Origin of the sequence: Martinezella dioscoreae, from assembly GCF_009176305.1 — a bacterium.
In the GTDB taxonomy this organism is placed as follows: Bacteria; Pseudomonadota; Alphaproteobacteria; order Rhizobiales; family Rhizobiaceae; genus Rhizobium; species Rhizobium dioscoreae.
The window spans coordinates 925,845-950,240 of sequence record NZ_BLAJ01000001.1 but is presented as its reverse complement, the minus strand read 5'-3'; the positions used below and the strand labels follow the sequence as shown (position 1 = coordinate 950,240).

Here is a 24,396-nt window from a genome sequence, read left to right as displayed (position 1 = left end):
ACGCCTCAGTTCGCAGGCGGCGTCGGATTGGCGAGTGCCGGCGCGCCCGAATTAGGCGCGGAACCGGCAGGACTGTCGAAATATTTGAAGAAGTCCGACTGGTTCGGCGGCAGCACGAGCGTCTTGCCGCCGGAGGCAAGCGCCTTGTTGTAGGCAGCCATCGAGCGATAGAACTCGTAGAAGTTCGGATCGCGCTTCGAGGCATCCGCGAAGATGGCGTTGCGCTCAGCTTCGCCTTCACCACGCAGCACTTCCGAATCCTTCTGCGCATCGGCAACGATCTCGACGACCTGACGGTCAGCAACCGCCCGGCGGCGCTGGCCCTCTTCGTTACCGCGCGCGCGGATCAACTCGGCTTCCGCCAGACGCTCGGCCTTCATACGGTCGTAAGTGTTCTGCGACACTTCCTGAGACAGGTCCGTGCGACGAATACGGACGTCCTCGATGTTGAGGCCGAGTGATTCCGCATCGCGATGCAGATCGTTGCGCACTTCCGTCATCATCGCGGCTCGTTCATTGGAAAGCGCCGCCTCGAAACCGCGCAGACCATAGACACGGCGCAGAGCAGCGTCGAGGCGGGTCCTGAGGCGCGATTCAGCCGCATCGCGATCACCCGAGACGGTCTCGCGGAACTTGCGCGCATCCATGATCTTGTAGACCACGAAGGCATCGACTTCGTAGAACTTGCCGCCGGAGACCTGGACACGGATGTTGTCCAGATCGAAGCGGAGTTCCTGCAGTTGCACATACTGGACGCGATCGGCATCCATGAAGGCGAAAGGCAGCTTGAAGTAGATGCCGGGCTCCGTCTTCACGTCACGAATCTGGCCGAAGCGCAGGACGATCGCCTGTTCACGCGCGTTGACCACGAACACCGACGAATAAATAAGCAGCAGCACTACCGCGAGCGCGATAAGAATGGCTGGCAAACGGCTGGATGTCATTATTTGGCCTCCGGCTGAGTTGCAGCAGCGGGCTTGCCCGCCGGCGTCGTGGACTGCTTGCCGACTTCGTTCAGCGGCAGGTAAGGCACGACGCCCTGCTTGTCGTCGATGATGATGCTGTTGGAATTGCCGATGACGGACTCCATGGTTTCCAGGAACAGACGCTTGCGCGTGACTTCGGGCGCCTTGACGTATTCGTCGTAGATCGAGATGAAGCGCTGCGCCTCGCCCTGCGCTTCCTTCACGATACGGTCCTTGTAGGCAGCCGCTTCTTCGCGGATCTGAGCCGCGCGACCGCGGGCCTGACCGAGCTTCTGGTTGGCGTATTGATTGGCCTCTTCCACCTGCTGGTCTTCGTTCTGCTCCGCACGCTGCACTTCTTCGAATGCATCGGCTACTTCGCGCGGCGGCGAGACATCCTCGATCGGAACAGCGTTGATGGAGATACCGGAGCCGTAGCGATCCATTGTATCCTGGATGATGCTTCTGACCTCGGTCGCGATTTCCTGACGCTTGTCGCGATAGATGTCCTGAGCCGGACGGCGGCCAACGACCTCACGCATAGCGCTCTCCGCAACCTGCTGCAAAGTCTCGTCGGGGGTCTCGAGATTGAACAGGTAGGATTGCGGGTTGGTCACAGTATAGAGGATCGAGAACTGCACGTTGACGATGTTCTGATCGCCCGTCAGCATCAGACCAGCATTCGAACCGGCCGAGGAGCGGCCGCCGATATTGCGCTGCTGTTCGGTGACCTTCACGAATTCGATGCGGTCCATCGGCCAGAAATGGAAATGCAGGCCGGGCATGGAGACTTCCTCGCGCGGCTTGCCGAAGCGCAGCTCAACGCCACGTTCGTCCGGCTGCACGGTATAGATGCACTGGATCAGCCAGAAAACGGCAATCACTGCAATGATGATGAGAACGACGCCTGCATTGAAGCCACCAGGTACGAAACCTTTCAATCGGTCCTGGCCGCGGCGAATAATATCCTCAAGGTCCGGTGGCCCGCCGCTGCCGCTGCCTCGCGGCCGGTTCGGTCCCTGCCCCCAAGGTCCCTGATTATTTCCGCCGCCACCGCCGCCCCATGGGCCACCGCCGCCGCCATTCTGATTGCTCCAAGGCATCAAAACCTCTTTGTTTGTTGACTCCCGATATCGCGCCACGCCCACGAAATTCGCGGGTGGCAGCGATTGTTTCCCGTTATAGGTATCGAAGCACCTGCTTTCAACGCGACTTCAGGAAGTTCGTCGGATTCATTGGAAAATATTTGCTTTTTGGGGGCAGCTCTTATGCTTTTCGTCTGAAATAGCGAACGAAACGCGTCGGATAAGTGTCCTTTTCTCCAGCCGGAACGGCAAGCTCGCTGTCCGCCTGCCAGATGCCGGGATCGATCTTTGGAAAGGAGGTGTCGCCCTCTATGTCCGCCTCGACATGGGTGATCAGCAGCCGGTCTGCCAGACCGATCGCCTGCCGATAGATTTCGCCACCGCCGAGGATACAGATTTCGTCGACATTGCTCTCATTCGCCAGATGCGACGCAACCGAGATCGCTTCATCGAGCGAGTGCGCCACCATTATTCCCTCGACCACAAAATCGGTATCCCGGGTAATGACGACATTCGGCCGGCCCGGCAGCGGCTTGCCGATCGACTGGAACGTCTTGCGACCCATGATTACGGGTTTGCCGAGCGTCATCGCCTTGAAGCGCTTGAGATCGGATGACAGCCGCCAGGGCATATCGCCTTCGCGCCCGATGATGCCGTTGCGCGATACGGCAACGACGATGGTTTTGATCGGCTGGGTCATGCGTCTCCCTCAGTCTGCCTCACCGACGCCAATGCGAGTCGGTCCGACGACTTTATATCATCATGGCCGCAACGGCAGATGGAACGCACCTGCCACGGCCCGGTATCAGGCGCCACTATTCAATTTATCGAGTTGGTCGGCCAAAACGCCCCCGCCTTCTCGATCATTGGCCATCCTCCGATAGAGCCCGGCCATACCTTTGAATATCAACGCAGCTGGATCGTCCTCGCCGAGGAATTCGGAAATCTCCTCCATCTCCGCGACCCAGCGATAGGCTTTCGGATACATATCCGGAATGCCGTGGACGAATTTCGCATCGAGATCTGGCAAGCTTTCCTGAAGTTCGCGTTTCAGGGCGGCATCGGCACCCGAACGGATCGCCGCAAGCAGCATGGCCGTGCCAAGGCCCGTCACACCCTTGTTGATGCCGGCGTAGCACATCTTCAATGCCGAGGCCGCGCCGATTGCCCCATCGATGCGGCGGACCTGAAGCCCATGATCCGCAAGCACGCCGCTGTCGTTCGCTGTATCGCCACTTACATAGAGTTTCGGTCCCTTCTGGCCCGGTTTCGGCGGACCGCCGATGATGGAGCCGTCGAGAACTACGCCACAATCGCCGCCAAAGATCGCCGCAACCTCCGCCATGGTCTTCGGCGAGATGGCGTTGCAGTCCATGTACGTGGTCTTGCTTCCGCTCCGCCGAAGCTCGCCGGCAATGTGTCTGGCGACGGCCACTGCTTCAGCAGGCGGAACGATAGAAAGAATGAGACGCGACGCGGCAACCTCGGCCAGATCGACCGGTTGCATGCCGGCTGCTTTCGCCCGCTCGATGGTCGAAGCCGAACGTCCTTCGAGATAGGTGAGCACCCTCGCCCCGTTTTCGACCAAACGCCGGCCAATGGCACTTCCCATTGCGCCAGCTCCGATGACTGCGATCTCCACGGCCAACTCCTTCTCCGATCGAGGAAGACGGCAGCATATCGCCTATCGTCCGGCCGGACGAGCATAATGCCTTGTGGTAACGCTAAGTTTAGCGCTGCCCCTTAGGCGTTACGAAGCACGAGGACGGCATAGATGCAGGGCTCTCCGCTTTCATTTTTGAAGATGCAGTCCGTCGGCGGACCGAGCTCAAGGCAATCGCCCACCGACATCGAGTGCTTCGCATCTCCTTCGAGAAAGATCAGCTGTCCCTCCAGCACCCAGATAAGCTGCCGCATGAAGGCATAAGCCGATGCGGGCATCGGAACCTCCGCGCCTGCGGGTAATTCGATGCGGACGAGATCGAGCGGCAGGTTCGACTTCGGGGAAACGTGCCGGCGCTCATAACCCGTCTGCGGATCGACCCAGACGGGCTGCTCTTCCTTCCGGAGAAACCGGCCTTGCTGCATCTCCGCACGCGCCATCAGGGTCGACATGCTCAGGCTGAAGGCACCGGAAAGCTTGCCGAGCAACGTCGCCGTCGGGCTGCTTTCGCCGCGCTCGATCTTATGGATCATAGCACGGGATACGGTAGAGCGGTCCGCCAGCTCCGTCAGCGACCAGCCGCGGCTTTCCCGTTCGATGCGAATGCGTGCGCCTATGCGCCTGTCGATATCATCAAGGTGAGGCATGCGTTTTAATATAGTGGACTTCCACAGAGCTGACAATTAGCGCCCTGCACATCCGAAACCTGACCTCATACGAGCCTTCATAGCACGGAAGAACAGTCGAACATTCCTCAAAGCCGCGTAACCTTGAGAATTCCGGCATTCATCGCGAGCCGACCCGGCGCTTTTTATCCGCCTGATATTTGTAATAATATAATAGACAGATATGGAAATCGATGTATGACAGGATAGAGTAACAAAGACATCTATCCGATTTAATGGATGCCCTACGGAGCCGCCGATGCAAATTCGCGATGCGAGAGACGAAGATCTCGCGGGAATAACCGCAATCTATAACGACGCCGTCGTCAATACCGCCGCGATCTGGAACGAGACGCAGGTTGATATCGCCAATCGCAAACAATGGCTGCAGGATCGGCATAAACTCGGTTACCCCGTGCTGGTGGCGATCGATGAGCATGGGGAAGTAGTCGGCTATGCCTCCTTCGGCGACTGGCGCGCCTTTGACGGCTATCGGCACACCGTCGAGCATTCAGTCTACGTGCGCAACGATCAATATCGCGGCGGCATCGGCAAGGCGCTGATGATGGAGCTGATCGAGCGTGCCCGGGCGATCGGCAAACATGCGATGGTCGCAGGCATCGAGGCCGGCAACGTCGCCTCCATTCGGCTGCACGAAAAACTCGGCTTCCAGCAGGTCGGCCTCCTCCCGCAGGTCGGCACGAAGTTCGGGCGGTGGTTGGATCTCGCCTTCCTGCAGCTCTTGCTGGACGAACGCGTCGATCCCGATCCCAAACCATAAGCTGAGAGCATGGGGATCATGCCGATCACGGTGGCAAAACTCATTCGCGCCGGCGTTGCCGGCCGAAACGCCTAAACCGCGACTTCAGCCGCGATCGCCGCGTGCGGCTCATATCCGAGAACCTCGAAATCCTCAATACGATAATCATCGATGCTGTCCGGATGGCGCAGCAGGCGCAAGGTCGGGAATGGCTTCGGCTCACGGCTGAGCTGCTCGCGGATCGCATCCAGATGATTGAGATAGAGGTGAACATCGCCACCTGACCAGACCAGCTCGCCCATGTCCATATCGACCTGCTGCGCGACCATGGCGAGCAAAACCGCCTGCTGGCAGATGTTGAAGGGATTGCCGAGGAACAAATCGCACGAACGCTGGAAGACCATCAGGCTGAGACGCGGGCGCTTGCCCCCTTCAGCCGAGATGTTTGATACGTGGAACTGATAGACCATGTGGCAAGGATGCAGCGCCATATCGGCAAGTTCGCCGACATTCCAGGCGTGGAAGATCATGCGGCGGCTGCTGGGATTGGTCTTGAGATCCTTGATAACAGCGGCGAGCTGGTCATGCACCCGGCCTTCGGCATCGCGCCATTGCCGCCACTGCTTACCATAGACCGGGCCGAGATCGCCCCATTGCAGAGCAAAGGCCTCGTCCTCAAGGATACGCTTTTCAAAAGCAACCTGATCGATCTCTTCGCCCGTGGCCTTGCGATATTTGGCGAGCGGCCAGTCGGTCCAGATCCGCACATTTTCCTTCAGCAGATTGCGGATATTGGTGTCGCCGGTCAGGAACCAGAGCATCTCCTTGACGGCGAGCTTCCAGTAGACGCGTTTCGTCGTGAAGATCGGGATCTGCCCTTTCGAAAGATCGAATCGCATCATCGCGCCGAGGCCGCTCAAGGTGCCGACGCCGGTGCGATCGATCCGGCGATCGCCGTGCTCGAGCAGGTGCGCCATCAGGTCGAGATATTGATACTCTGGGTGACGAGCCATCTTCTGCTCCGAAATCGCTTGAAATTTCCAGCCGTAAGGCTTGCCCGAACGGCAGCCCGCCGATTCCTTTTTCGCAATTTTAATGACAAGCCGCTGTGAAACCAACCGCAGGGAAACGTAATTCAGGTAAATCTCTGAGCTTCGCGGACAAACCGATGTTTCCGCGACGTAATTATGACAATTGCCCTTCCCTTCGCCGGCGGAAAACACTATATCAGCTTTGCCGGTCTTCGGGCCGGCTATGGCGATAAATGAGCGGTGTAATAAACCTATTGGACCCGGGGGCGGTACCCGGCGCCTCCACCAAAAACCGGCCGGCAAGACTGGCGTCAGACCGGCTTTTGATGGGGGCGAAACAGGATCGACAAGGGTGTAAAGATCGACTTTTCGCTCGGCATTGTACCGCCGTTATCGGGCTAAAATTGTAGTTGCAAACGACAACTATGCGGAAGCTCGTCTCGCTGCTTAATCGCGGTGTGACACTTCAAATAAAGTCCTAAGGGGTCGCACTCTTAGGCGGGGTTCGAAGGCACCTGGCAACAGAAGCCTTCACCTTCTTCTCCAGTGCTATATTATAGATCGACAGGCGGTGACTCGCGCATAGGGCTTTTCCGGCGGCGTTCAGCGTGGCATAAGCCTATAAAAAACATGGCCAACGAAAGACAGGAAAGCATGGGGCAGGATCATATCCGCTACGACATTTTGGCACAGGACGCCCTGCGTGGAGTGATCCGCAAGGTGCTGACCGAGGTCGCCGCTACAGGCCGCCTGCCCGGTGATCACCACTTCTTCATCACTTTTCTGACCGGCGCTCCGGGTGTGCGCATTTCGCAGCACCTGAAGGCGAAGTATCCCGAGCAGATGACCATCGTCATCCAGCACCAGTTCTGGGACCTGAAGATCAGCGAAAGCCAATTCGAGATCGGCCTTTCCTTCTCTGACGTTCCGGAAAAACTGGTCGTCCCCTTCAACGCAATCCGCGGCTTCTATGACCCATCGGTGAATTTCGAGCTGGAGTTCGACGTGCCGCTGGCTGACGAGGAAGAGGAAACCTCCTCCAGCGAGATTACGGCCTATCCGGTACCGGCCGAAGGCGAGGAAGCGCCGGCGGCGGCAGCCAAGGAAGGCGAAGAAAAGAAGCCGGGATCGGTCGTCTCCCTCGACGCATTCCGCAAGAAGCAGTAGGCATTGGAGGGGAAGCATTCGCTTCCCTTTTTCGTATCGGTAACGGAAGAGATCGATGAGCGCCGAAATCGTCAATCTGCGCCAGTTTCGCAAAAAGCAGGCCCGCTCGGACAAGGAAAAGCAAGCGGAGCAGAACCGCATCGCCTTCGGGCGAACCAAGGCCGAGAAGAAGCTGACGTCGGCGCTTAACGAAAAGGCCGAGAAGACGCACGAGGCCGGGCGAATCGAAACCAAGAAGACCGAAGACTAGTTTAGACCCCGAGATAAAAAACTTCAGAAATCAGTTGCTTACTTCCGCATTTTGAATCACTTTCAGAAATATCCCGCCATTTCCGATTTTTGATCGATCCGCCGATGATCCGCAAACATTCCGCGACGCTGCATGGCCATCGCACAAGCTTTTCCCTTGAAGATGCCTTCTGGACAGAACTGAAGGCTATCGCCAGCGCGCGCGGCATGTCGCTCGCAGCACTGATCTCCGAGATCGACGACGGGCGCGAAGCCGGCAGCAATCTCTCCTCGGCACTTCGCCTCTATGTCCTCAGATGGCTGAAGGATCGCAACTGAATGGCTGCAGAGGAGTTCACGACGATATCGTGAGCACTGCGCCTCGCCTACCAGATGTGGATCGATCCACAACCGCCCTGTTTACTGGGCAACTCCCGGCAGTTCATTGAAATTCAGAGGTCCCGCCGGCGCATGCTGCGCTTCGGCCTTCGCTCGCGCTTCGGCCGCCGCCTTGGCCTTGGCCGCTTCCTCCGCCGCCTGCCTGGCGCGCGCCTCTTCCTCCGCCTGCTTCTGGGTGGCCGCTTGCTGGGCTAAATTGCGTAACCGTTCTTCTTCTGCACGACGCTGCTGCTCGATAGCGGCATCGCGCTGGCGCTGAGCCTCGCGCACGCCTGCAACATACTTGTACAGCGCCACCTCACGCCGCAGCCTCTGCTTTTCAAGCACATTGGCCTGCAGGCGCTCGACACGCCGGCGTTCGCGCTCGAATGCCCGAACCGACAGGAAGCTGGTCACATCCGTCACGTCCATTGTCCGGCCCGGCGAGGCCAGTGGGCCGGCGAAATCGAGGCGCAAGGCCGGTTCCGCCCCGCTCTGGGCTTCTGAGCCGGCGTTGAAATCGATGCCGAGAGAGCCGCGCATACGCTCATCCGGCAGACTGATTTCGGCATTGCCCGAAAGCTTTGCCAGATCGTTGCCGGCGGCAATATTGGTCGCCCGCATCACACCGGCGGAAACGTTGAAAGGAATGCTCGTCGCCGGAAGGACCGCTTCGCCATTATTGAGCAGCGTCTGCACGATCGGCAGCACCTTGGCGGCAGTGATATCACCCTGAATCTGATCCGTCGCCGAGAGGAGCGGCGGCATGACGGAGAGATTGAGGCCACGCACATGCGTCTCGCCGAGCTTCATTTCACCCGAACCGCTGGCATTGGCCGCAAGGTCGGCAATGCTCTTGCCGCTCGCTTCGGCATTCATCGCAAGGCCGAAGCGACCGGTGGCAAGCGGCGCACCATCACGCTGCCAGACGACAGCGGCGAGATCGCCGTTGGCCAGGCTAAGCTTCGTCTGCAGCAGGCCAGTACCGTCGGAATTGGCGAACATTGCGCTGCCGGTCAGCGTGCCGCCGTTCCAGCCACCCGTCAGATCGTTAAGCCGCAATTCTTCGCCCTTGTAGGTCGCATTGGCGGCGAAATTCGAAATGGGACCGAATATGCCGGGCCATACCTGCTTTGCGGAAAGCTTGACGCCGATATCCATTCCGGTGAAGGCAGGCAGCCCAAGTTTATCCTGGTTCAGAGTGCCTGTTTTCGGATCGCTTATCGGCCCGTAGATGGCTTCCGCCAGCCAGTCGAGATCCGCCTTGTCGAGCGACAATTCGCCCGACGCCTTGAGATTCGGCGCCTTCCGATCAACGGTCAGCGTGCCGGACATGTTGTTGTCGGCGAACAACCCTTTCATGTCCGAAAACACGATCTTGTCCGGGTTCAGTGCGGCATTGGCCTGGAACTTCACCGGCAAGCCGGCACCCATCTGTGGAACACCGATGCCGTTCATCACGAAATAAGGATCGATATCAGCACTTTCGAGCGACAGCGTTATGTTGCCATTGAGGAAGGTGGCGGGACGGACATCCACCTTGCCGTTTGCGGTAAACGATGTCTTGTCGGTCGCAAAGGTGAGTGCGGCATCCGCCGGATCGGTGCCGCTTGCGGACACTTTCAGCGTCAGACGACCGTTGGCATCGGCTTCGACAGGCAATGGATCGAGACCCGCCTGGCCGAACAGGATCGACGTCACCGAATTTTCGAGCGTTCCCTCGAGCGTCGTGGTGCCCTTGCCCGTGAACGCCGAAAGATCGGACATGCGATAATCGAAATTGACGCGGCTACCGTTGGAAACGCCGGCAAGCGTCACCGTCAGCGCATTGTCCTGATCCCCGCCGAGCGTCACCGCCCCGCGAAGAGCAGTGTTTCCATACCATGCGGCATTGCGCACCAACCGGTCCATGACGGGATGATGCGGCAAATGCTGGCGCAGCATTTCAAAGAACGGCCCGGGATCGGCAGCCTTGAAGGTGATCTCGCCCGATCCCTTGTAGTCGGAAGGCGAGCCGTCGGCGCGGCCGGTTGCGGTAATTTCGGCGCCGGCGACATTGTGCACCGAGAGCTTATCGATCGTCAGAGCGCCGTTGGCAATGGAGAAGGACGTATCAACATTCTCCGCCGGCACGCCGAATGCCATGAATTTTCCGGCCTGGAGATGCGCCGTGATCCGATGATCGAAGAGGGATTCCCCCGTATCCTGACCTGTGAAGAGCCCCGTCAGCGCCCTCAGTGCGTCTAGGTCGAGGGCATCGCCGATCAGGTCGACCGCAAGCTTTGGCGGGGCCTTGTCTGTCCCGCTCTGACGATCGATCCGGCCTTTCAGCGTGGCCGAACCGATTGCAATCTCAAGATTTTCGAAGCGCTGTTCGTCATGCTTCAGGCTGACATCGGCGGAGAAGCCGGCCTGACGCAGCTGGCGTATCGCCGGGTCGACGGACCCTACAAGCCACGAGGCCAATCCCGACGGCTGGTTGGACGCAACGACCAGATTGCCGATGAAATTCGGCTCGCCCATCAGCATCAGATTGCCGCGCGCTTCGACCTGCGTGCGACCGGGCATCGTGCCGATCGCATGATCGATCTTCCATCCCGTTCCCGCCGGTTCGAGATCGAGCTGCACGTCGCGTATGGTCGTGTCGCCCGCGACGATCGCCGGCAGGCGGAAGGTCGCCTTGCCGGGGACCTGCGGCACCGGGATTTCAGCCGCGATCGCAATCAGAGTGTTGAGGCGCTGACGCGCCGAGATTGCAGGGTTGCGATTGGTCTTGCCGTTGGTGCCCTTATTGTTGCCGAGACGATTGACGTCGATCTGCTGGCCGTCGGCCGTCAGCAGGAATTCCGGCTTGGACCCCGTATCCAGCGTCGCCTCGCCGGTGACGACATAGGGATCGTCATCGGCGCCGACTTCGAGACGGTATTCGGGAACGCGAATGCGGTCATTCGTCAGCTCGAAACGGCCCTTGATGCGGGGCTGCGCCTTCTGGTCGGCGGAATCGCGCGTCTGCTTATCGTTGATCCCGGCGGTGAAGGAGCCCATGTAATCGGGTTTGCTGTTGACGAGTTTCAATTCGCCGTCGAGATCGACGTTCAGCGGATGGCGATCCGGCATCAGCCGGGTGCGGACACGCAGGACGCCGTTGTCATCAGGCTGGCTGCTGGAAACCGTGAAATTGCCATGCTCGTTGTCAAGTGCCGCATCGCCCTCGATACGCCAGGGGCCGGCAAGCGATCTGGCCGACATCTGGGCGTTCAGGCCGGTGACATGCCGGGTCCTGCCCGTCTGCTCGTCAATGAAGAGAATATCGCCGTCTTCGACATGAACGCTTTCGAGCACGACGGACTTTGCGGGAATTTCCGGCTGGCTGCCGCGCATCCAGTCAAGCGTACCATCCTTCAGCAGCCGCAGCCGTACCTTGGGCTTGGACACCCGCATATCAAAGATCAACGCTTCACCGGAAAGGAAAGGCGCAAGTTCCGCATCCATTGAGAATTCAGCCACCTGCACCAGCGGTGTGCCATCAGCCTCCTGGCCGACACGGACATCGTGCAGCGTTACCGACGGAAACGGCAGAAGGCGGGCATCGACCGTGCCGTGAACGGTCACCTTCTTGCCGATGATGCGGCTCGCCTGATCCTCGAAGTTCTTGCGAAAATCGGTCCAGTCTATGAAGAGCGGAGCGAGCAGCGCCACGAACAGCACCACCACGAGCAATCCACCCAGAAAAACCAGGACCCTACCTAACAACGCGTATCGTCTCCAATCTTCATTCCCAACACATGCAGGCGTCGCTTGTCAGAGCGCATATGCATGGTTCTACCCGATCTCCGCCTGTTACAGCAGCTCTTTTCGGGAGATATGCCCCATCTAGCGCATATCGGTGGCTTTTCATGGCAAAAACCGGAAAAGTGCGGATGCAGCCTAGCGCCATTCGCGGCCGTAGCAAGCCAAGATCATGAAAATATTCCATCTTTCAGTGCCTGCGGAATATCTTCCCTGGATTGAAAATGGCATCCGGATCGAGCGACTCCTTGATCTGACGCATCAGATCGACCGCATCGCCGAGTTCCTGCTCCAGAAACGCCATCTTCCCCTGCCCTATGCCGTGCTCGCCCGTGCAGGTGCCATCCATGGCAAGCGCACGCGCGTTGAGGCGTGCGACGAATTCCTCGACAACGGCGATACCCTCCGGCGTCTTGTCGTCGAACAAGACGAGCACATGGAAATTGCCGTCGCCGGCATGGCCGACGATCGGTGCCAGCAGGCCGTGCGCCTCGATATCGGCCTGGGTTTCTGCGACGCATTCGGCAAGCCGCGAGATCGGCACGCAGACATCTGTCGATAGCGCAGCCAGTTCCGGCGCCAGCGCGCGGCAAGCCCAATAGGCGTCATGGCGAGCCTTCCAGAGCTTGTTGCGCTCCTCGGCGTTGCTTGTCCAAAGGAATTCGCCGCCACCGCATTCAGCCGCGATCTCGGCAAATTGCGCCGACTGCAGCGCAACAGTTTCGTCGGTGCCATGAAATTCGAGGAAGAGCGTCGGCTTCTCGTCATAGGTCAGACCAGAATAGCGATTGCAGGCCCGCATCTGCATGGCATCGAGCAGTTCGATGCGCGCGACCGGAACACCCATCTGGATGGTCATGATGACCGCATCGCACGCAGCCTTGATATCCGGAAAAGCGCAGGCGCCGCCGGCGATCTTCTGCGGAATGCCCTGAAGGCGCAGCGTGATCGAGGTCAGCACGCCGAGCGTGCCTTCGGCGCCGACGAAAAGCCGCGTCAGATCGTAACCGGCGGATGATTTCTTGGCGCGTCGGGCGGTGCGGATTTCCTCGCCATTGGCGGTCACTACGGTCACGGACAGAACATTGTCCTTCATCGTACCATAGCGCACGGCATTGGTGCCCGACGCGCGCGTCGATGCCATGCCGCCGATCGAGGCATTGGCGCCGGGATCGATCGGAAAGAATAAGCCGGTGTCGCGCAAGTAGGTATTAAGCTGCTCGCGGGTGACGCCGGGCTCGACCGTGCAATCCAGATCCTCGGCATTGACTTCGAGAATGCGGTTCATGCGGCTGAAATCGATGGAAATGCCGCCCTGCGGCGCATTCACCTGTCCCTCCAGCGAAGATCCAGTGCCAAAAGGAATGACCGGAACCTTATGTTCGGCACATGCCTTGACAACAGTCCGCACATCCTCGCTCGTTTCGGCAAAGACCACGCCATCCGGTAGCTGCGATGGGATATAGGTGGTCGTGTGGGCGTGCTGGGCGCGAAAACTTTCGCCGGTCTGGAAACGCTCGCCAAAGGCCTGCTTCAGAATACCGAGAACGGCGGATATGCCGGCCTCGTTGCGTGTTCCCGCCTTTGCATCAGCCAAAACCATAATCTGAATCTCCCATCGCGATCATCAAGGACGTTAACCCCTTCCGGTTCTATGGGGCAATTGGGGCGGCGCTGTCCAGTGATGAAAGCGAGCTGCTATCGCGTATAAGTTCAAGTTTTGTGCGATTGATCAAAGGCGTGGCGATCGGTCGGCTGGAAAAATCATCGCGGCAGAGTTTTGCCTATATTTTAATCAGAGCATCGCCTCAACGATCATCGAGCACTCACTTTCATCCCTACCGTAGCACCCCGAAGCAGTCTCCCGTCGACTGGCATATGTCTTGCCTATCGCCTTTCAGCTTTCACATAGCCACGATTGGAAGGACATTCGATGAAGCGCAGACAAATGCTCATGGCACTCGGAATTGCGATGCTCGCAATGGGGTCGGTTTCCGCCCCTGACGCAGCTCGGGCGGATGCTCTGAGCGACATAGCCTCCCGCGGCACACTCCGCGTCGCCGTCCCGCAGGACTTCCCGCCCTTCGGCAGCGTCGGCACGGACATGGCGCCCATGGGCTACGACATCGACATGGCCAATCTGATCGGCGAAAAACTCGGCGTGAAAACGGAGCTCGTTCCGGTCACCAGCGCCAACCGCATTCCCTATCTGCAGACGAACAAGGTCGATCTGGTGATCTCAAGCCTCGGCAAGAATCCGGATCGTGAAAAGGTCATCGATTTCTCTGAAGCCTACGCGCCCTTCTTCAACGGCGTCTTCGGCCCCGGCGATGTCGCGGCAACAAAGGCGGAAGACCTTTCCGGCAAGACGATCGGCGTCACCCGCGGCGCGATCGAGGATCTGGCATTGACCAAGATCGCGCCGCAGGACGCGACGATCAAGCGCTACGAGGACAATAACGGCACCATCTCCGCCTTCTTGTCCGGACAGGTCCAGCTGGTTGCGACCGGCAACGTTGTCGCGGCGGCCATTCTCGCCAAGAACCCTCCGAAGAAGCCCGAGATGAAATTCCTCATCACCAACTCCCCCTGCTTCATCGGCCTGAACAAGAACGAGCCGGCGCTGCAGAAGAAGGTCAACGACATCGTTGCCGCCGCCAAGGCGGACGGGACGCTGAACAAGATGTCGCAGAAATGGCTGGGCGCCGACCTGCCGGCCGGCTTCTGATCAACGCAGGACCGATCGTGCCGTCATTCGGCGGCGTGATCGGTCCGAGCGGGGCTTTCTCCCATGCGCTATCATTTCGATTTCGGCTGGCTTGCCGAATACTATCCCACGCTGATCAAGGGCGTTCTCGTCACTGTGGAGCTGACCCTTATCGGCGCTGCGCTTGGCATTCTCCTCGGAATTGCCTGCGCCTGGGCGCGTGCACTCGGTCCAGGGTGGCTCAAACCCTTGGTGGCTGCCTATGTCGAGCTCATCCGCAATACGCCGTTTCTGATTCAGCTCTTCTTTATCTTCTTTGGCCTGCCCGGCATCGGCGTGCAGATGAACGAGATGACGGCTGCCAATCTCGCGATGATCATCAATCTCGGCGCCTATAGCTGCGAGATCATCCGCGCCGGCATACAGGCAACGCCGCGCGGGCAATTCGAAGCCGGCGCCAGCCTTGCCATGACCCGGTTCGAAACCTTTCGGCATGTCGTCCTCGTTCCGTCCCTGCAGCGCATCTGGCCGGCACTGTCGTCGCAAGTCGTCATCGTCATGCTCGGCTCCTCTGTCGTCTCGCAGATCGCCGCCGAAGATCTGACCTTCGCAGCAAACTTCATTCAGTCACGTTCTTTCCGCGCCTTCGAAGCCTATTTCGTCTCCACGGCGATCTACCTCGGGCTGGCGATCCTGCTTCGACAGGTACTCGCGGTCGTGGGCAAGATGATCTTTCCACGCAGGGTCCGCCAATGATCCAATTCACCACATGGGATATACTGCGGGGCCTGCTTCTGGCCGCGCGCTGGACGATATTGCTGTCGCTCGTCTCCTTCGCCGGCGGTGCCATCGTCGGCGCGATCCTGCTGTTCCTGCGGATCGGCAAGGCAAAGGTAGGCCGCATCGCGGTCAGATATTTTGTCGAGCTGTTCCAGGGCACGCCGCTGCTGATGCAGCTCTTCCTGGCCTTCTTCGGTCTCGGGCTTTTCGGGATCGACGTGCCGGCCTGGCTGGCTGCCGGCGTCGCGCTCACCCTCTGGTCATCAGCCTTCCTGACCGAAATCTGGCGCGGCTGCGTCGAGGCTGTTGCCAAGGGGCAATGGGAGGCTTCGGCCAGTCTGGGGATGGGCTATCTGCAGCAGATGTGCTACGTCATCCTGCCCCAGGCGCTGCGCATCGCCGTGCCGCCGACGGTCGGCTTCTCCGTGCAGGTCGTCAAGGGCACGGCCCTGACCTCCATCATCGGCTTCGTCGAGCTATCGAAGGCCGGCACCGTCATCACCAATGCGACCTTCCAGCCGTTCACCGTCTACGGCTTTGTCGCGCTCATCTATTTCGCCCTGTGCTGGCCGCTGTCAAAAAGCAGCCAGATCCTGGAGAGGAAGCTCAATGTCGCTCATCGAAATCACTGAAGTCCGCAAGAGCTTCGGCACCAACGAAGTCCTGAAGGGCATCAACCTCGATGTCGAGCCCGGCGAAGTCATCGCCATCATCGGCAAGAGCGGTTCGGGAAAGTCAACGCTGCTGCGCTGCATCAACGGCCTGGAAACGATCAATGACGGCTCGATCTCCGTCGCGGGCGCACAGCTCCTGCCCGACGATCTGCATTTGAAGGCCCTCCGACTGAAGGTCGGCATGATCTTCCAGCAATTCAATCTTTTCCCGCACCTGAGCGCGGGACGCAATGTCATGCTGTCCCAGATGGTCGTCAAGAAGACCGCCAAGGCCGAAGCCGAGGCCATGGCGCGGCGCATGCTCGACCGTGTCGGCCTCGGGCACAAGTTCGACGCCTATCCGGATGAGCTCTCCGGCGGCCAGCAGCAGCGCGTCGCCATCGCCAGGGCACTTGCCATGCAGCCGATCGCGCTGCTCTGCGATGAAATCACCTCCGCACTGGACCCGGAACTGGTCGCGGAAGTTCTCGCCGTCGTGCGCGAGCTGGCAAGCGAAGGCATGACGCTGCTGATGGTGACCCATGAGATGAAATTCGCCCGCGACGTCTGCTCGCGCGTCGTCTTCATGCACCAGGGCCGCGTGCACGAAATCGGACCGCCCGGCGAAGTCTTTGCCAATCCGCAAACGCCGGAGCTCAAGCAGTTCCTCGGCATCCATTGAGAGCCGGCAGGCTCCGCTAACCGGCTCTCTGAACCATACTGTTCCAGGCACCCGGAGCAATGCCGAACGCCTTCTTGAAATGCCGGGTCAGATGGCTCTGATCGGCAAAGCCGGTTGCCGCGGCCACCTCCGCGATCGGCTCTCCCGCGCCGATCATCGCCTTTGCCTGCTGCAGCCGCCGCATCAGCAGGAACCGATGCGGGCTTGTTGCAAAGGCGGCACGGAAATGCCGCGCCAGCGCAAAGCGATCGAGACCGGTGATGCGCTCCAATTCCTGCGAGCGCACACCTCGTGTGACATGCGCCTCGAGATAGTCTCGCGCAGTCTTCACCTGCCCCCACGCAATGCTGCCCAAGCGCCGTTGCGGCAAACGGGCGTGCTGGACAAGTCCGTCGGTGAGTCGCGAAACGAAATCGTCGACGAAGAGCTCATCCAGCTCGCGATCGAGCTCGCCAAGCGCCGCCAGCAACAGGCCGGCGAGACGATTGTCTTCCACCACGGGGTCATCGACGAAAGGCAGGCCGACACGCGCCGCCTCAAGGCATTGAAACAGCACCGATGGTTCCAGATACAGCATCCGGTACACGAGGCCGTCCTCGGTCGCTGCCCCGCCATCATGCAGTTCGTCCGGATGAAGAATGATCACCCGGCCGGGCAAGCTGTAGCGCTGTTCGCCACGATAACGGAATGTCTGCACGCCGCGCATGGTGACGCCAAGCGCATAGGTGTCGTGACGATGCAGTTCGAAGGCATCGCCACGAAACTGCGCCTGGATGCGTTCGATGCCCGGATAGGCAGGTGCAGACAGGATGCGGTTGGCCTCCGGTGTCACGCACAAACGTTCAAGACCCTCGAAGATCTGTCCGGCTACATCCTCGTGCAATGTCCCATTTCCAGACTGCATGAAAGTGACCATCGATGTTCGATACCAAAATCGCGATCGTTCTGCGAAACGACCTTCAATCCTGGCAAAAGCTGAATGTAACGGCCTTCCTATCCACAGGCATAGCCGGACAACATCCCGATATCATCGGCGAAGCCTATCGCGATCGCACCGGCAACGTCTACAACGCTTTGTCGATCCAGCCCATCATCGTGCTCTCGGCCGACAAGGAGAGCATTGCCGCCATCCACCGCCGCTCGCTGGAGCGAGGCGTTACCTCTTCCATCTTCATAGAGGAAATGTTTTCAACCGGCCATGACGCGGCCAACCGCGCCGTCTTTTCCGAATTCGCGCCGGAAGATGCCAAGGTCGTCGGTATCGCCATGCGCGCGGACAAGAAAATCGTCGACAAGATAACCAAGGGCGCAAGCATGCATGCGTGATCGGACGCGCAAAGAAAACGGCCGGATCGCGAGACCCGGCCGTTTTTGTTGAAAAGGCTTAGCCGTTCTGCGTGATCGGTGCGATCTGGATCTCGACGCGGCGGTTCTGGGCGCGGCCAGCCTCGGTGGCATTGGATGCGACCGGCTGCGATGGACCGAAGCCGATGGCCGACATGCGACGCTGGTCGATGCCCTGGCTGCCGAGGTAGGACGCGACCGATCCGGCGCGGCGTTCGGACAGATCCTGGTTATGCTGCAGGCTGCCGGTCGAATCCGTATGGCCGTTGACGTCGATCAGCGTGCGGTTGAACTTGCGCAGAACGATCGCGACGGAATTGAGCGTCGGGAAGAATTCCGGCTTGATCGCATCCTGGTCGATATCGAAGGTGATCGCCGAAGGCATGTTCAGGATGATGCGGTCGCCGACGCGGGTAACCGAAACGCCAGTGCCCTGCAGCTGTGCACGCAGTTCGGACTCCTGCTGGTCCATGTAGTTGCCGATACCGGCACCCGCGAGCGCACCGACGCCGGCGCCGATCAGCGCGGCATTGCGGCGCGAGGCCGGCGAATGACCGATCAGAAGACCGGCAACGGCACCGACGCCGGCACCGATCGCCGCACCGCCTGCGGTATTCGATACCTTCTGCTCACCCGTATAGGGGTCGGTGGTGGTGCATGCGTTCAAAAAGGTTGCCGCAAGGGCAAGAATGGCAATTTTCTTGATCATAGAATCGTCGCTCTCCGGTTCGATGGCCGCAGCAGATATGAAGCATTGCGGCAATATCATGAAGAGAAATCTTATCCAGACCCTTGTCCCCTGTGCATAGAGCGTCAGCAGAGCTTTTGCAGAAGCCGGCGCATGCGGACGTGCGGCGCCATCCACCCGCCAGCCCGTCAATTTCAGCCGTTCGCTGCAATCAATGGTTCTGGAAGAGTTGCAGAACCGTATTGTAGCTCGCATTGGCAATCGACAGAGATTGCAGCCCGAGTTGTTGCTGAGCCTGCAGCGCCAGAACCTTGCTCGACTGCTGTTCCATATCGGCATCCACGAGTTTGCCGACCCCGCTGGTCAGCGAATCATTGAGATTCCTGGCAAACTCGGTCTGAAGATTGATACGCGCCTCGAGGGAGCCGAAGGCGGATCCGATCGTCTTGAGCTGGTTCAGCATTCCCGTCACGGTGTTGACCATGTCGACAATAGCGCCCCGACTCGTATTCGCATCGAGCGAAATCTCCACCTGGCCGCTCGTATTGCCGTTTTTGCTGCTGATGAGCACATAATTCTTAGCCGCTCCGGCTTCGGTGGCGAAAGATGTCGACGTCAGCACGCCATATCCGCCGGTGCCGCTTGACTGATCGTCGATCAGATAACGCGCATCGGCCGAGGTGATTGGCCCCGTCGTCGAGCTGACGCCCGCATAGCTCAGCATGCCGATCGTTACGGTGCCGTTGGTACCCCGGATAAGGGAGCCTGGAATCTCATGGGGGTCAGTCGGGTCCGCGCCATCTTGCAGCACGGTCCAGTTGACGCCGTTGAAGGTCGCCGACTCCCCAACGCTGCGCAACTGCTGCTTGAGCTCGGTGATCTCGTCGTTGAGTGTCGTTTTGTCGACGCTGGTCTCATAGGCGCTGACGAGCTTCGTCCTGATCTCGGTCACGACATCGATCGCGCTACCGACACCCGTGGAAGCGGTGCTGACGGTCGAGGCGGCGAGACCGAGCGCATCCTGAACCGACGAAATCGCGCCGATGTCGGTATGCGTCAAAGTCGAGATTTTCCAGTAGGTGGCATTGTCTCTGGCCGACTGAACCCGCAGGCCTGACGACATCTGTCGCTCGGCATTACCCAGTTTGGTCTGGGTGTCCCTCAGCACTTCCAGTGCTGTATTCACAGAGGGACTGACCCTGATGAAGGTCGAAAAAATACTCACGGCACATGAACTCCGGACGCAACAATACGCAACAAATACAAGGAGACATCGGAACCTTGCCGCGGGCGCTCATGCGCGCGGGCCGAGCGTGTCGGCGAACGGGGAGCGAGGCAAAACAACACCTGCGCTCCAGCGGTTACATACCGACATGATTAGCAAACATGCTTAAAAAAGCGCTAAACGATACCCCTGATTTACCATAAATAAGCGCAACGCCTGCAACGGACCAACCTGCCGGTGCCGATCTACTCCGCCGCGCGAAGATTGGCGAGCTTCGCGCGCAGCGCCGCATCCGACATCTCGTCATGCAGGCGCTGCTCTTCATGCGTCTGTGGCTTGGCAAAGCGGGCGATCAAAAGATAGGCGACGGGTGTGATGTAAAGCGTGATCAGGGTCGCAAACCCAAGGCCGCCCACAATGACCCAGCCGAGAGCAACGCGCGCTTCTGCGCCGGCCCCCTCGGCAAAGACAAGCGGTACGCCGCCAAGGATGGTCGCGATCATCGTCATCATGACCGGGCGCAGACGCAGTGCGCAGGCCTTTTCGATCGCCTCGCGCACGCTTTCGCCCTTGTCGCGAAGCTGATTGGCGAACTCGACGATCAGGATGCCGTTCTTGGCCATGACACCGACAAGCAGCACCAGGCCGATCTGGCTGTAGATGTTGAGGCTCGATCCGGTGATGACGAGCGCAAAGACGGCACAGGCAAGGCCGAGCGGCACGGTCGACATGATGATGACCGACGACAGCACGCTTTCGAACTGCGCGGCAAGCACCAGGAAGATGATGACGATGGCAAAACCGAAGGTCAGGGCCATGCCGCTGGAATTTTCCTCCAGTGTCGCCGCTTCGGCGAGCGGCATCAACCGCGAACCAGGCGGCAGGAGTGGCGTCGCGATCCGTGTGATCTCCTCGACCGCCTGCCCGAGCGACATGCCGTTCTTGAGCCCGGCGGTGATCGCAACCGAAGCCAGCTGCTGCTCGCGGGTCAGCTGCGGCGCAACCGCATTCTCCTTCAGCGACGCGATGACAGACATCGGCACGATCTTGCCGTCGCCGGTCTTCAGGAAGACGTTTTCAAGATCCGTGGGATCATCGATCGGCCGCATCGTCGACGTCAGAAGCACCGGATAGGATTCGCCGGCGACGAATACGTCGACGACGGAGCGGCCCTCAAGTAGCGACTGCAAGGCCACTGAAAGGCCTGAAATGTCGACCCCGAGATCGGAAGCGCGCTCACGATCGATGGTGACGGAGACCTGAGCCTGTGTCGGCTCGTTGTTCAGCCGCGGCGTATCGAATTGGCCGGTTTTGTCGAGTTTCTGCACGAGTTTCAGCGCTGCATCGGTCAGCGCTTCGTGATTGTTACCGATGAGCGCCATCTGCACGCCGCTGCCGGCGCCACGAATGCGCAGGCTGTTGGCCTGGATGACATTGCCGCGAAGAGCCGGCACGCCTGCCATGGCCTTGTTGATATCGGTGACAATATCCTGCTGCGTACGATGACGCTCACTCCAGGGGGCCAGCGTCAGTACCATGAAGCCGCTGTTCTTCTGGCTGTTCATGCCTGAAATAGCGTAGATATTTCGTATGTCGCCGCTGTCCATCAGCGGCTGCAGCCGCTCTTCGACGCGCTGTAATTGATCCTTGGTATAATCGAGGCCTGCGCCTTGCGGCGTGGTGAGACGCAGCATGACCATCGCCCTATCCTCGCTCGGCGTCAGCTCGCTCTTGACGTTTATGAACGCCAGGACGGCTGCAGCCGAAAACACGGCGCAGAAGACGATGACGACGAAAGGCGCATTGAGACAAGCCTTGAGGGTACGACGATAGACACCGGAGAAAAGCTCGCCGAAACGCCCGAGCGCGCCATGCTCCTCGCGCATCTCCTTGGTCAGCATGCGCGAGGCAAGCATGGGGCAGAGCGTCAGCGCCACGATCGACGACAGGCCGACGGAGAAGGCAAGCACGAAGCCGAATTCGCGGAACAGGCCGCCCACCTGCCCCGGCAGGAAGGAGAGCGGAATGAACACGGCAGCAAGCGTGGCCGTCGTCGCAATGACGGCGAAGAAAACTTCGCGCGTGCCAAGCACAGCGGCAGCGCGAGGCCCGATCTTCTCCGCCCTGCGCCGCACGATATTCTCGAGCACGACGATGGCGTCATCGACCACGAGGCCGGTCGCAAGCACGATTGCCAGCAGCGTCAGGATATTGACCGAGAAACCGACCATGTAGAGCGCGGCAAGCGTGCCGATCAGCGCCACCGGCATGGTGACGACCGGTATCAGCGTCGCCCGCCAGTCCCGCAGGAAAAGATAGATGACTGCGGTGACGATCAACGCCGACAGGACGAGCGCTAGCACGACCTCGTGGATCGCCCCCTGAATGAACAGGGCATCGTCGCTGGTGATAACGATGCGCGTACCCTCGGGCAGCGATTTAGACAGCTGCGCGACGACGGCCTTCACGCCTTCGGAAATATTCAAGGTATTCGACTGCGCCTGACGGATGATGCCGAGGCCAACGCCCTGCACGCCGTTCGAACGCAGCGCGGTCGTGCCGTCCCTCGGTCCGAGCGTCACGGTGGCGACATCGGAAAGCCGCACGCGGTTCTTGATGATCAGCCGGGAGAAATCCTCCGGCGTCTGTAGTGCCGCCGTGGCGCGCACGACGATATCCTGCCGCGCACTCTTCAGCGATCCGGCCGGTACATCGAGTGCTGCGGTCGCAAGCGCCGTCGTCAGGTCGCCGATGGTGAGACCTCGGCTCGCAAGGGCGGCCTGATCGACATCGATGCGGAAGATCTTCTCCTGATCGCCGTAAAGCTCGACATCGGCGACGCCCTCGACCGAAGCCAGCCGGTCGGTGATCTCCTTGTCGACGAGCTGTGTCAGGTCATCCATCGTCAACGTGGTCGAGGTGACGGCAAGCCGCATGATCGGCTGCGAATCCGAATCCGCCTTGACGATCTGAGGCGCATCCGCCTGATCGGGCAATTGTTCGGTGATGCGACCGATGGCGTCGCGGACATCATTGGCGGCAACCGAAAGATCGGTCGCGTCGGAAAATTCGAGCGTTACCCGGCTCTGACCGAAGGAGGAACTGGAGGAAACCGACTTCAGGCCGCTGACGCGGGCAACCGCCCCTTCGATGATCTTCGTCAGCTCCTGATCCACCGTCTGCGGCGATGCGCCATCGAATACCGTCCTGACGGTCACGACCGGACGGTCGACATCGGGCAGTTCTCGCACTTCGACGCCGAAATAGGCGGCAAGACCAGCGACGACCATCAGCGTGTTGAAGACCAGCGCCAGGATCGGCCGGCGCACGAAGAGTGCGGTAAAGGATTGCTTGGCCGCTGCCGAGCCGGCATCCACCACATCGTTGCCATCGGTCATCATTGCGTGATGACCTCCTTGGCCTGGGCGACATCGCGGGCAAAGCGAACCTCGCCACCTTCGGTCACGCGCTGCAATCCTTCGATGACGATGAGATCGCCATTGCGGAGATCGCCGCGGACCAGCACCGCATCCGGATTGCGCTGCACGATGCTGACGCGCACCTTCGAGGACTTGCCGTCAACGACGCGCCAGACATGCGCACCCGCCCCATCCCATTGGACGGCGAGCGGATCGACGGAGGGATAGGATTCGCCGGCAAAGCGCATGCCGACATTGAAGGACATGCCGGCGCGCAGAACATCGGAGGCGTTATCGATGCGGGCGCGCACGCGCAGCGTCCGGCTCGCGCCGTCAACACGATTGTCGACTGCCTCGACAACGCCCGAAAATACGCGCCCCGGCAATGCCACCGACGTCGCTTCCACCGGCTGGTCGACCTTGACGGTATTGGCGAAGCGCTCCGGCACCCAGTAATCCACCAGGATTTCCGAGCGGTCGTCCAGCATCACGATATTGGTCATTGTCGTCACATTGTCGCCGACGACCACAGGCACGATACCGACAATCCCGTCGATCGGTGCGACCACATCGCGGCGCTTCAGCGCCAGCTCGGCCGATTGCAGCGCCAGCTTTGCGCCCTGCTCCACGATCTCGGCATCGAAAACATCCATACGCGAGACTGTGGATTTGATATTGCGGTAGAGCTGGGATTTTTCGACAGCGCTCTTCAGCGCCACTTCCGCCTGGCCGCGAGCGATGATCTGCTCGTCGTCATCGAGACGCGCCAGCACCTGCCCCTGCTTCACCTTGTCGCCTGACTTGATGAGAATTTCCCGGATCGTACCCGCCGCTTGCGGCATGACGACGACCGAACGGATGGCGTCGCCGGTACCGATCGCGCTCAGGCGATCGTTGACGACACCACTGATCACAGGCTCGGTGACGACAAGCGGTATGTTCTGACCGCGCCGTCCACCGGAACTTGCCTGCGTCTCCGCCTTTCCGTCCGCCGCGCCATCGCGCGGAGCAATCCAGGCCACGACAGTCTCGGGAACGCCGACCTTCTGCAGCAGGCCCACCGCACTGGGCATGAAGGCCACGACAGCGGCGATGCCAGCTGCCAGCAAGAAAAAAGACAAGGAAAGCTGCTTCCAGGCGGTCATGCACGTCTCCGGCTCGTTGTGT

The 24,396-nt window shown here is 59.9% G+C and carries 22 protein-coding genes and 1 other RNA gene; 10 read left to right on the top strand and 13 right to left on the bottom strand.

Annotated features, from left to right (window positions below):
- Positions 1-5: 5 nt before the first annotated feature.
- The 5 genes from hflC to GDN47_RS04585 form a co-directional block, all read right to left on the bottom strand.
- On the bottom strand, positions 6-944 hold the full coding sequence (gene hflC / locus GDN47_RS04605; RefSeq protein WP_069612488.1) for a protease modulator HflC: 939 nt from the start codon (positions 942-944) through the stop codon (positions 6-8).
- Positions 944-2,068: an FtsH protease activity modulator HflK gene (gene hflK, locus GDN47_RS04600; RefSeq protein ID WP_113332954.1), complete on the bottom strand. Its 1,125-nt coding sequence runs from the start codon at positions 2,066-2,068 to the stop codon at positions 944-946. Before hflK ends, hflC begins: the two co-directional genes overlap by 1 nt.
- A gap of 163 nt (positions 2,069-2,231) precedes the next feature.
- Positions 2,232-2,750: a dihydrofolate reductase gene (locus GDN47_RS04595; protein ID WP_152092673.1), complete on the bottom strand. Its 519-nt coding sequence runs from the start codon at positions 2,748-2,750 to the stop codon at positions 2,232-2,234.
- A gap of 105 nt (positions 2,751-2,855) precedes the next feature.
- Positions 2,856-3,692, bottom strand: coding sequence for an NAD(P)-dependent oxidoreductase (locus GDN47_RS04590; protein ID WP_152092672.1), 837 nt, complete (start codon positions 3,690-3,692; stop codon positions 2,856-2,858).
- 101 nt (positions 3,693-3,793) lie between these two features.
- Positions 3,794-4,360, bottom strand: coding sequence for a helix-turn-helix domain-containing protein (locus GDN47_RS04585; RefSeq protein WP_152092671.1), 567 nt, complete (start codon positions 4,358-4,360; stop codon positions 3,794-3,796).
- Positions 4,361-4,637: 277 nt separating this feature from the next.
- On the opposite strand from GDN47_RS04585, the gene GDN47_RS04580 reads away from it, so the two are divergent.
- Positions 4,638-5,159, top strand: coding sequence for a GNAT family N-acetyltransferase (locus GDN47_RS04580; protein WP_152092670.1), 522 nt, complete (start codon positions 4,638-4,640; stop codon positions 5,157-5,159).
- A gap of 71 nt (positions 5,160-5,230) precedes the next feature.
- Here the strand turns inward: GDN47_RS04580 and GDN47_RS04575 are convergent, their stop codons facing one another.
- Positions 5,231-6,151 (bottom strand): thymidylate synthase, encoded by a 921-nt coding sequence (locus tag GDN47_RS04575; protein ID WP_069612493.1) that lies wholly within the window; start codon positions 6,149-6,151, stop codon positions 5,231-5,233.
- 183 nt (positions 6,152-6,334) lie between these two features.
- Here GDN47_RS04575 and ssrA point away from each other — a divergent pair.
- The 4 genes from ssrA to GDN47_RS04555 all read left to right on the top strand — a co-directional run bounded on the left by ssrA (position 6,335) and on the right by GDN47_RS04555 (position 7,903).
- Positions 6,335-6,705: a transfer-messenger RNA gene (gene ssrA / locus GDN47_RS04570) on the top strand.
- A 118-nt stretch (positions 6,706-6,823) separates the two neighbouring features.
- On the top strand, positions 6,824-7,336 hold the full coding sequence (locus GDN47_RS04565) for an SspB family protein (protein ID WP_113333137.1): 513 nt from the start codon (positions 6,824-6,826) through the stop codon (positions 7,334-7,336).
- Between the two features lie 55 nt (positions 7,337-7,391).
- On the top strand, positions 7,392-7,586 hold the full coding sequence (locus tag GDN47_RS04560) for a DUF4169 family protein (protein WP_113332950.1): 195 nt from the start codon (positions 7,392-7,394) through the stop codon (positions 7,584-7,586).
- A gap of 104 nt (positions 7,587-7,690) precedes the next feature.
- Positions 7,691-7,903: a ribbon-helix-helix domain-containing protein gene (locus tag GDN47_RS04555; RefSeq protein ID WP_069612828.1), complete on the top strand. Its 213-nt coding sequence runs from the start codon at positions 7,691-7,693 to the stop codon at positions 7,901-7,903.
- 81 nt (positions 7,904-7,984) lie between these two features.
- On the opposite strand, the gene GDN47_RS04550 is transcribed toward GDN47_RS04555, so the two are convergent.
- Both GDN47_RS04550 and GDN47_RS04545 read right to left on the bottom strand, forming a co-directional pair.
- Positions 7,985-11,695: an AsmA family protein gene (locus tag GDN47_RS04550; RefSeq protein WP_152092669.1), complete on the bottom strand. Its 3,711-nt coding sequence runs from the start codon at positions 11,693-11,695 to the stop codon at positions 7,985-7,987.
- A gap of 226 nt (positions 11,696-11,921) precedes the next feature.
- Complete coding sequence (locus tag GDN47_RS04545; RefSeq protein WP_113332948.1) at positions 11,922-13,334, bottom strand: FAD-binding oxidoreductase; 1,413 nt, start codon at positions 13,332-13,334, stop codon at positions 11,922-11,924.
- Between the two features lie 345 nt (positions 13,335-13,679).
- Here GDN47_RS04545 and GDN47_RS04540 point away from each other — a divergent pair, with 345 nt between their 5' ends.
- The 4 genes from GDN47_RS04540 (at position 13,680) to GDN47_RS04525 (ending at position 16,553) form a co-directional block, all read left to right on the top strand.
- Positions 13,680-14,459 carry a transporter substrate-binding domain-containing protein gene (locus GDN47_RS04540; RefSeq protein ID WP_233789766.1) on the top strand — a complete coding sequence of 260 codons (780 nt, stop codon included), beginning with the start codon at positions 13,680-13,682 and terminating at the stop codon, positions 14,457-14,459.
- A 63-nt stretch (positions 14,460-14,522) separates the two neighbouring features.
- Positions 14,523-15,194: an amino acid ABC transporter permease gene (locus GDN47_RS04535; protein WP_152092667.1), complete on the top strand. Its 672-nt coding sequence runs from the start codon at positions 14,523-14,525 to the stop codon at positions 15,192-15,194.
- Positions 15,191-15,850: an amino acid ABC transporter permease gene (locus GDN47_RS04530; RefSeq protein WP_152092666.1), complete on the top strand. Its 660-nt coding sequence runs from the start codon at positions 15,191-15,193 to the stop codon at positions 15,848-15,850. The genes GDN47_RS04535 and GDN47_RS04530 overlap by 4 nt, the downstream gene beginning before the upstream one ends.
- The gene (locus tag GDN47_RS04525) at positions 15,828-16,553 is read left to right on the top strand and encodes an amino acid ABC transporter ATP-binding protein (RefSeq protein WP_113230542.1); all 726 of its coding nucleotides are present in this window, start codon (positions 15,828-15,830) and stop codon (positions 16,551-16,553) included. The genes GDN47_RS04530 and GDN47_RS04525 overlap by 23 nt, the downstream gene beginning before the upstream one ends.
- Before the next feature lie 16 nt (positions 16,554-16,569).
- On the opposite strand, the gene GDN47_RS04520 is transcribed toward GDN47_RS04525, so the two are convergent.
- A complete protein-coding gene (locus GDN47_RS04520; RefSeq protein WP_371865487.1) occupies positions 16,570-17,457 on the bottom strand; it encodes an AraC family transcriptional regulator in 888 nt (295 codons plus the stop codon).
- A gap of 14 nt (positions 17,458-17,471) precedes the next feature.
- Here GDN47_RS04520 and GDN47_RS04515 point away from each other — a divergent pair, with 14 nt between their 5' ends.
- Positions 17,472-17,879, top strand: coding sequence for a DUF2000 family protein (locus tag GDN47_RS04515; protein WP_113390625.1), 408 nt, complete (start codon positions 17,472-17,474; stop codon positions 17,877-17,879).
- 58 nt (positions 17,880-17,937) lie between these two features.
- Here the strand turns inward: GDN47_RS04515 and GDN47_RS04510 are convergent, their stop codons facing one another.
- The 4 genes from GDN47_RS04510 to GDN47_RS04495 all read right to left on the bottom strand — a co-directional run bounded on the left by GDN47_RS04510 (position 17,938) and on the right by GDN47_RS04495 (position 24,374).
- On the bottom strand, positions 17,938-18,606 hold the full coding sequence (locus GDN47_RS04510) for a YiaD family glycine zipper/OmpA-like lipoprotein (RefSeq protein ID WP_152092664.1): 669 nt from the start codon (positions 18,604-18,606) through the stop codon (positions 17,938-17,940).
- A 190-nt stretch (positions 18,607-18,796) separates the two neighbouring features.
- Complete coding sequence (locus GDN47_RS04505) at positions 18,797-19,810, bottom strand: flagellin N-terminal helical domain-containing protein (RefSeq protein WP_113351992.1); 1,014 nt, start codon at positions 19,808-19,810, stop codon at positions 18,797-18,799.
- Between the two features lie 245 nt (positions 19,811-20,055).
- Entirely contained in the window at positions 20,056-23,211 is a 3,156-nt protein-coding gene (locus tag GDN47_RS04500; RefSeq protein ID WP_371865486.1) for an efflux RND transporter permease subunit, read from the bottom strand.
- A complete protein-coding gene (locus GDN47_RS04495; RefSeq protein ID WP_113332940.1) occupies positions 23,208-24,374 on the bottom strand; it encodes an efflux RND transporter periplasmic adaptor subunit in 1,167 nt (388 codons plus the stop codon). Before GDN47_RS04495 ends, GDN47_RS04500 begins: the two co-directional genes overlap by 4 nt.
- Between the last annotated feature and the right edge of the window lie 22 nt (positions 24,375-24,396).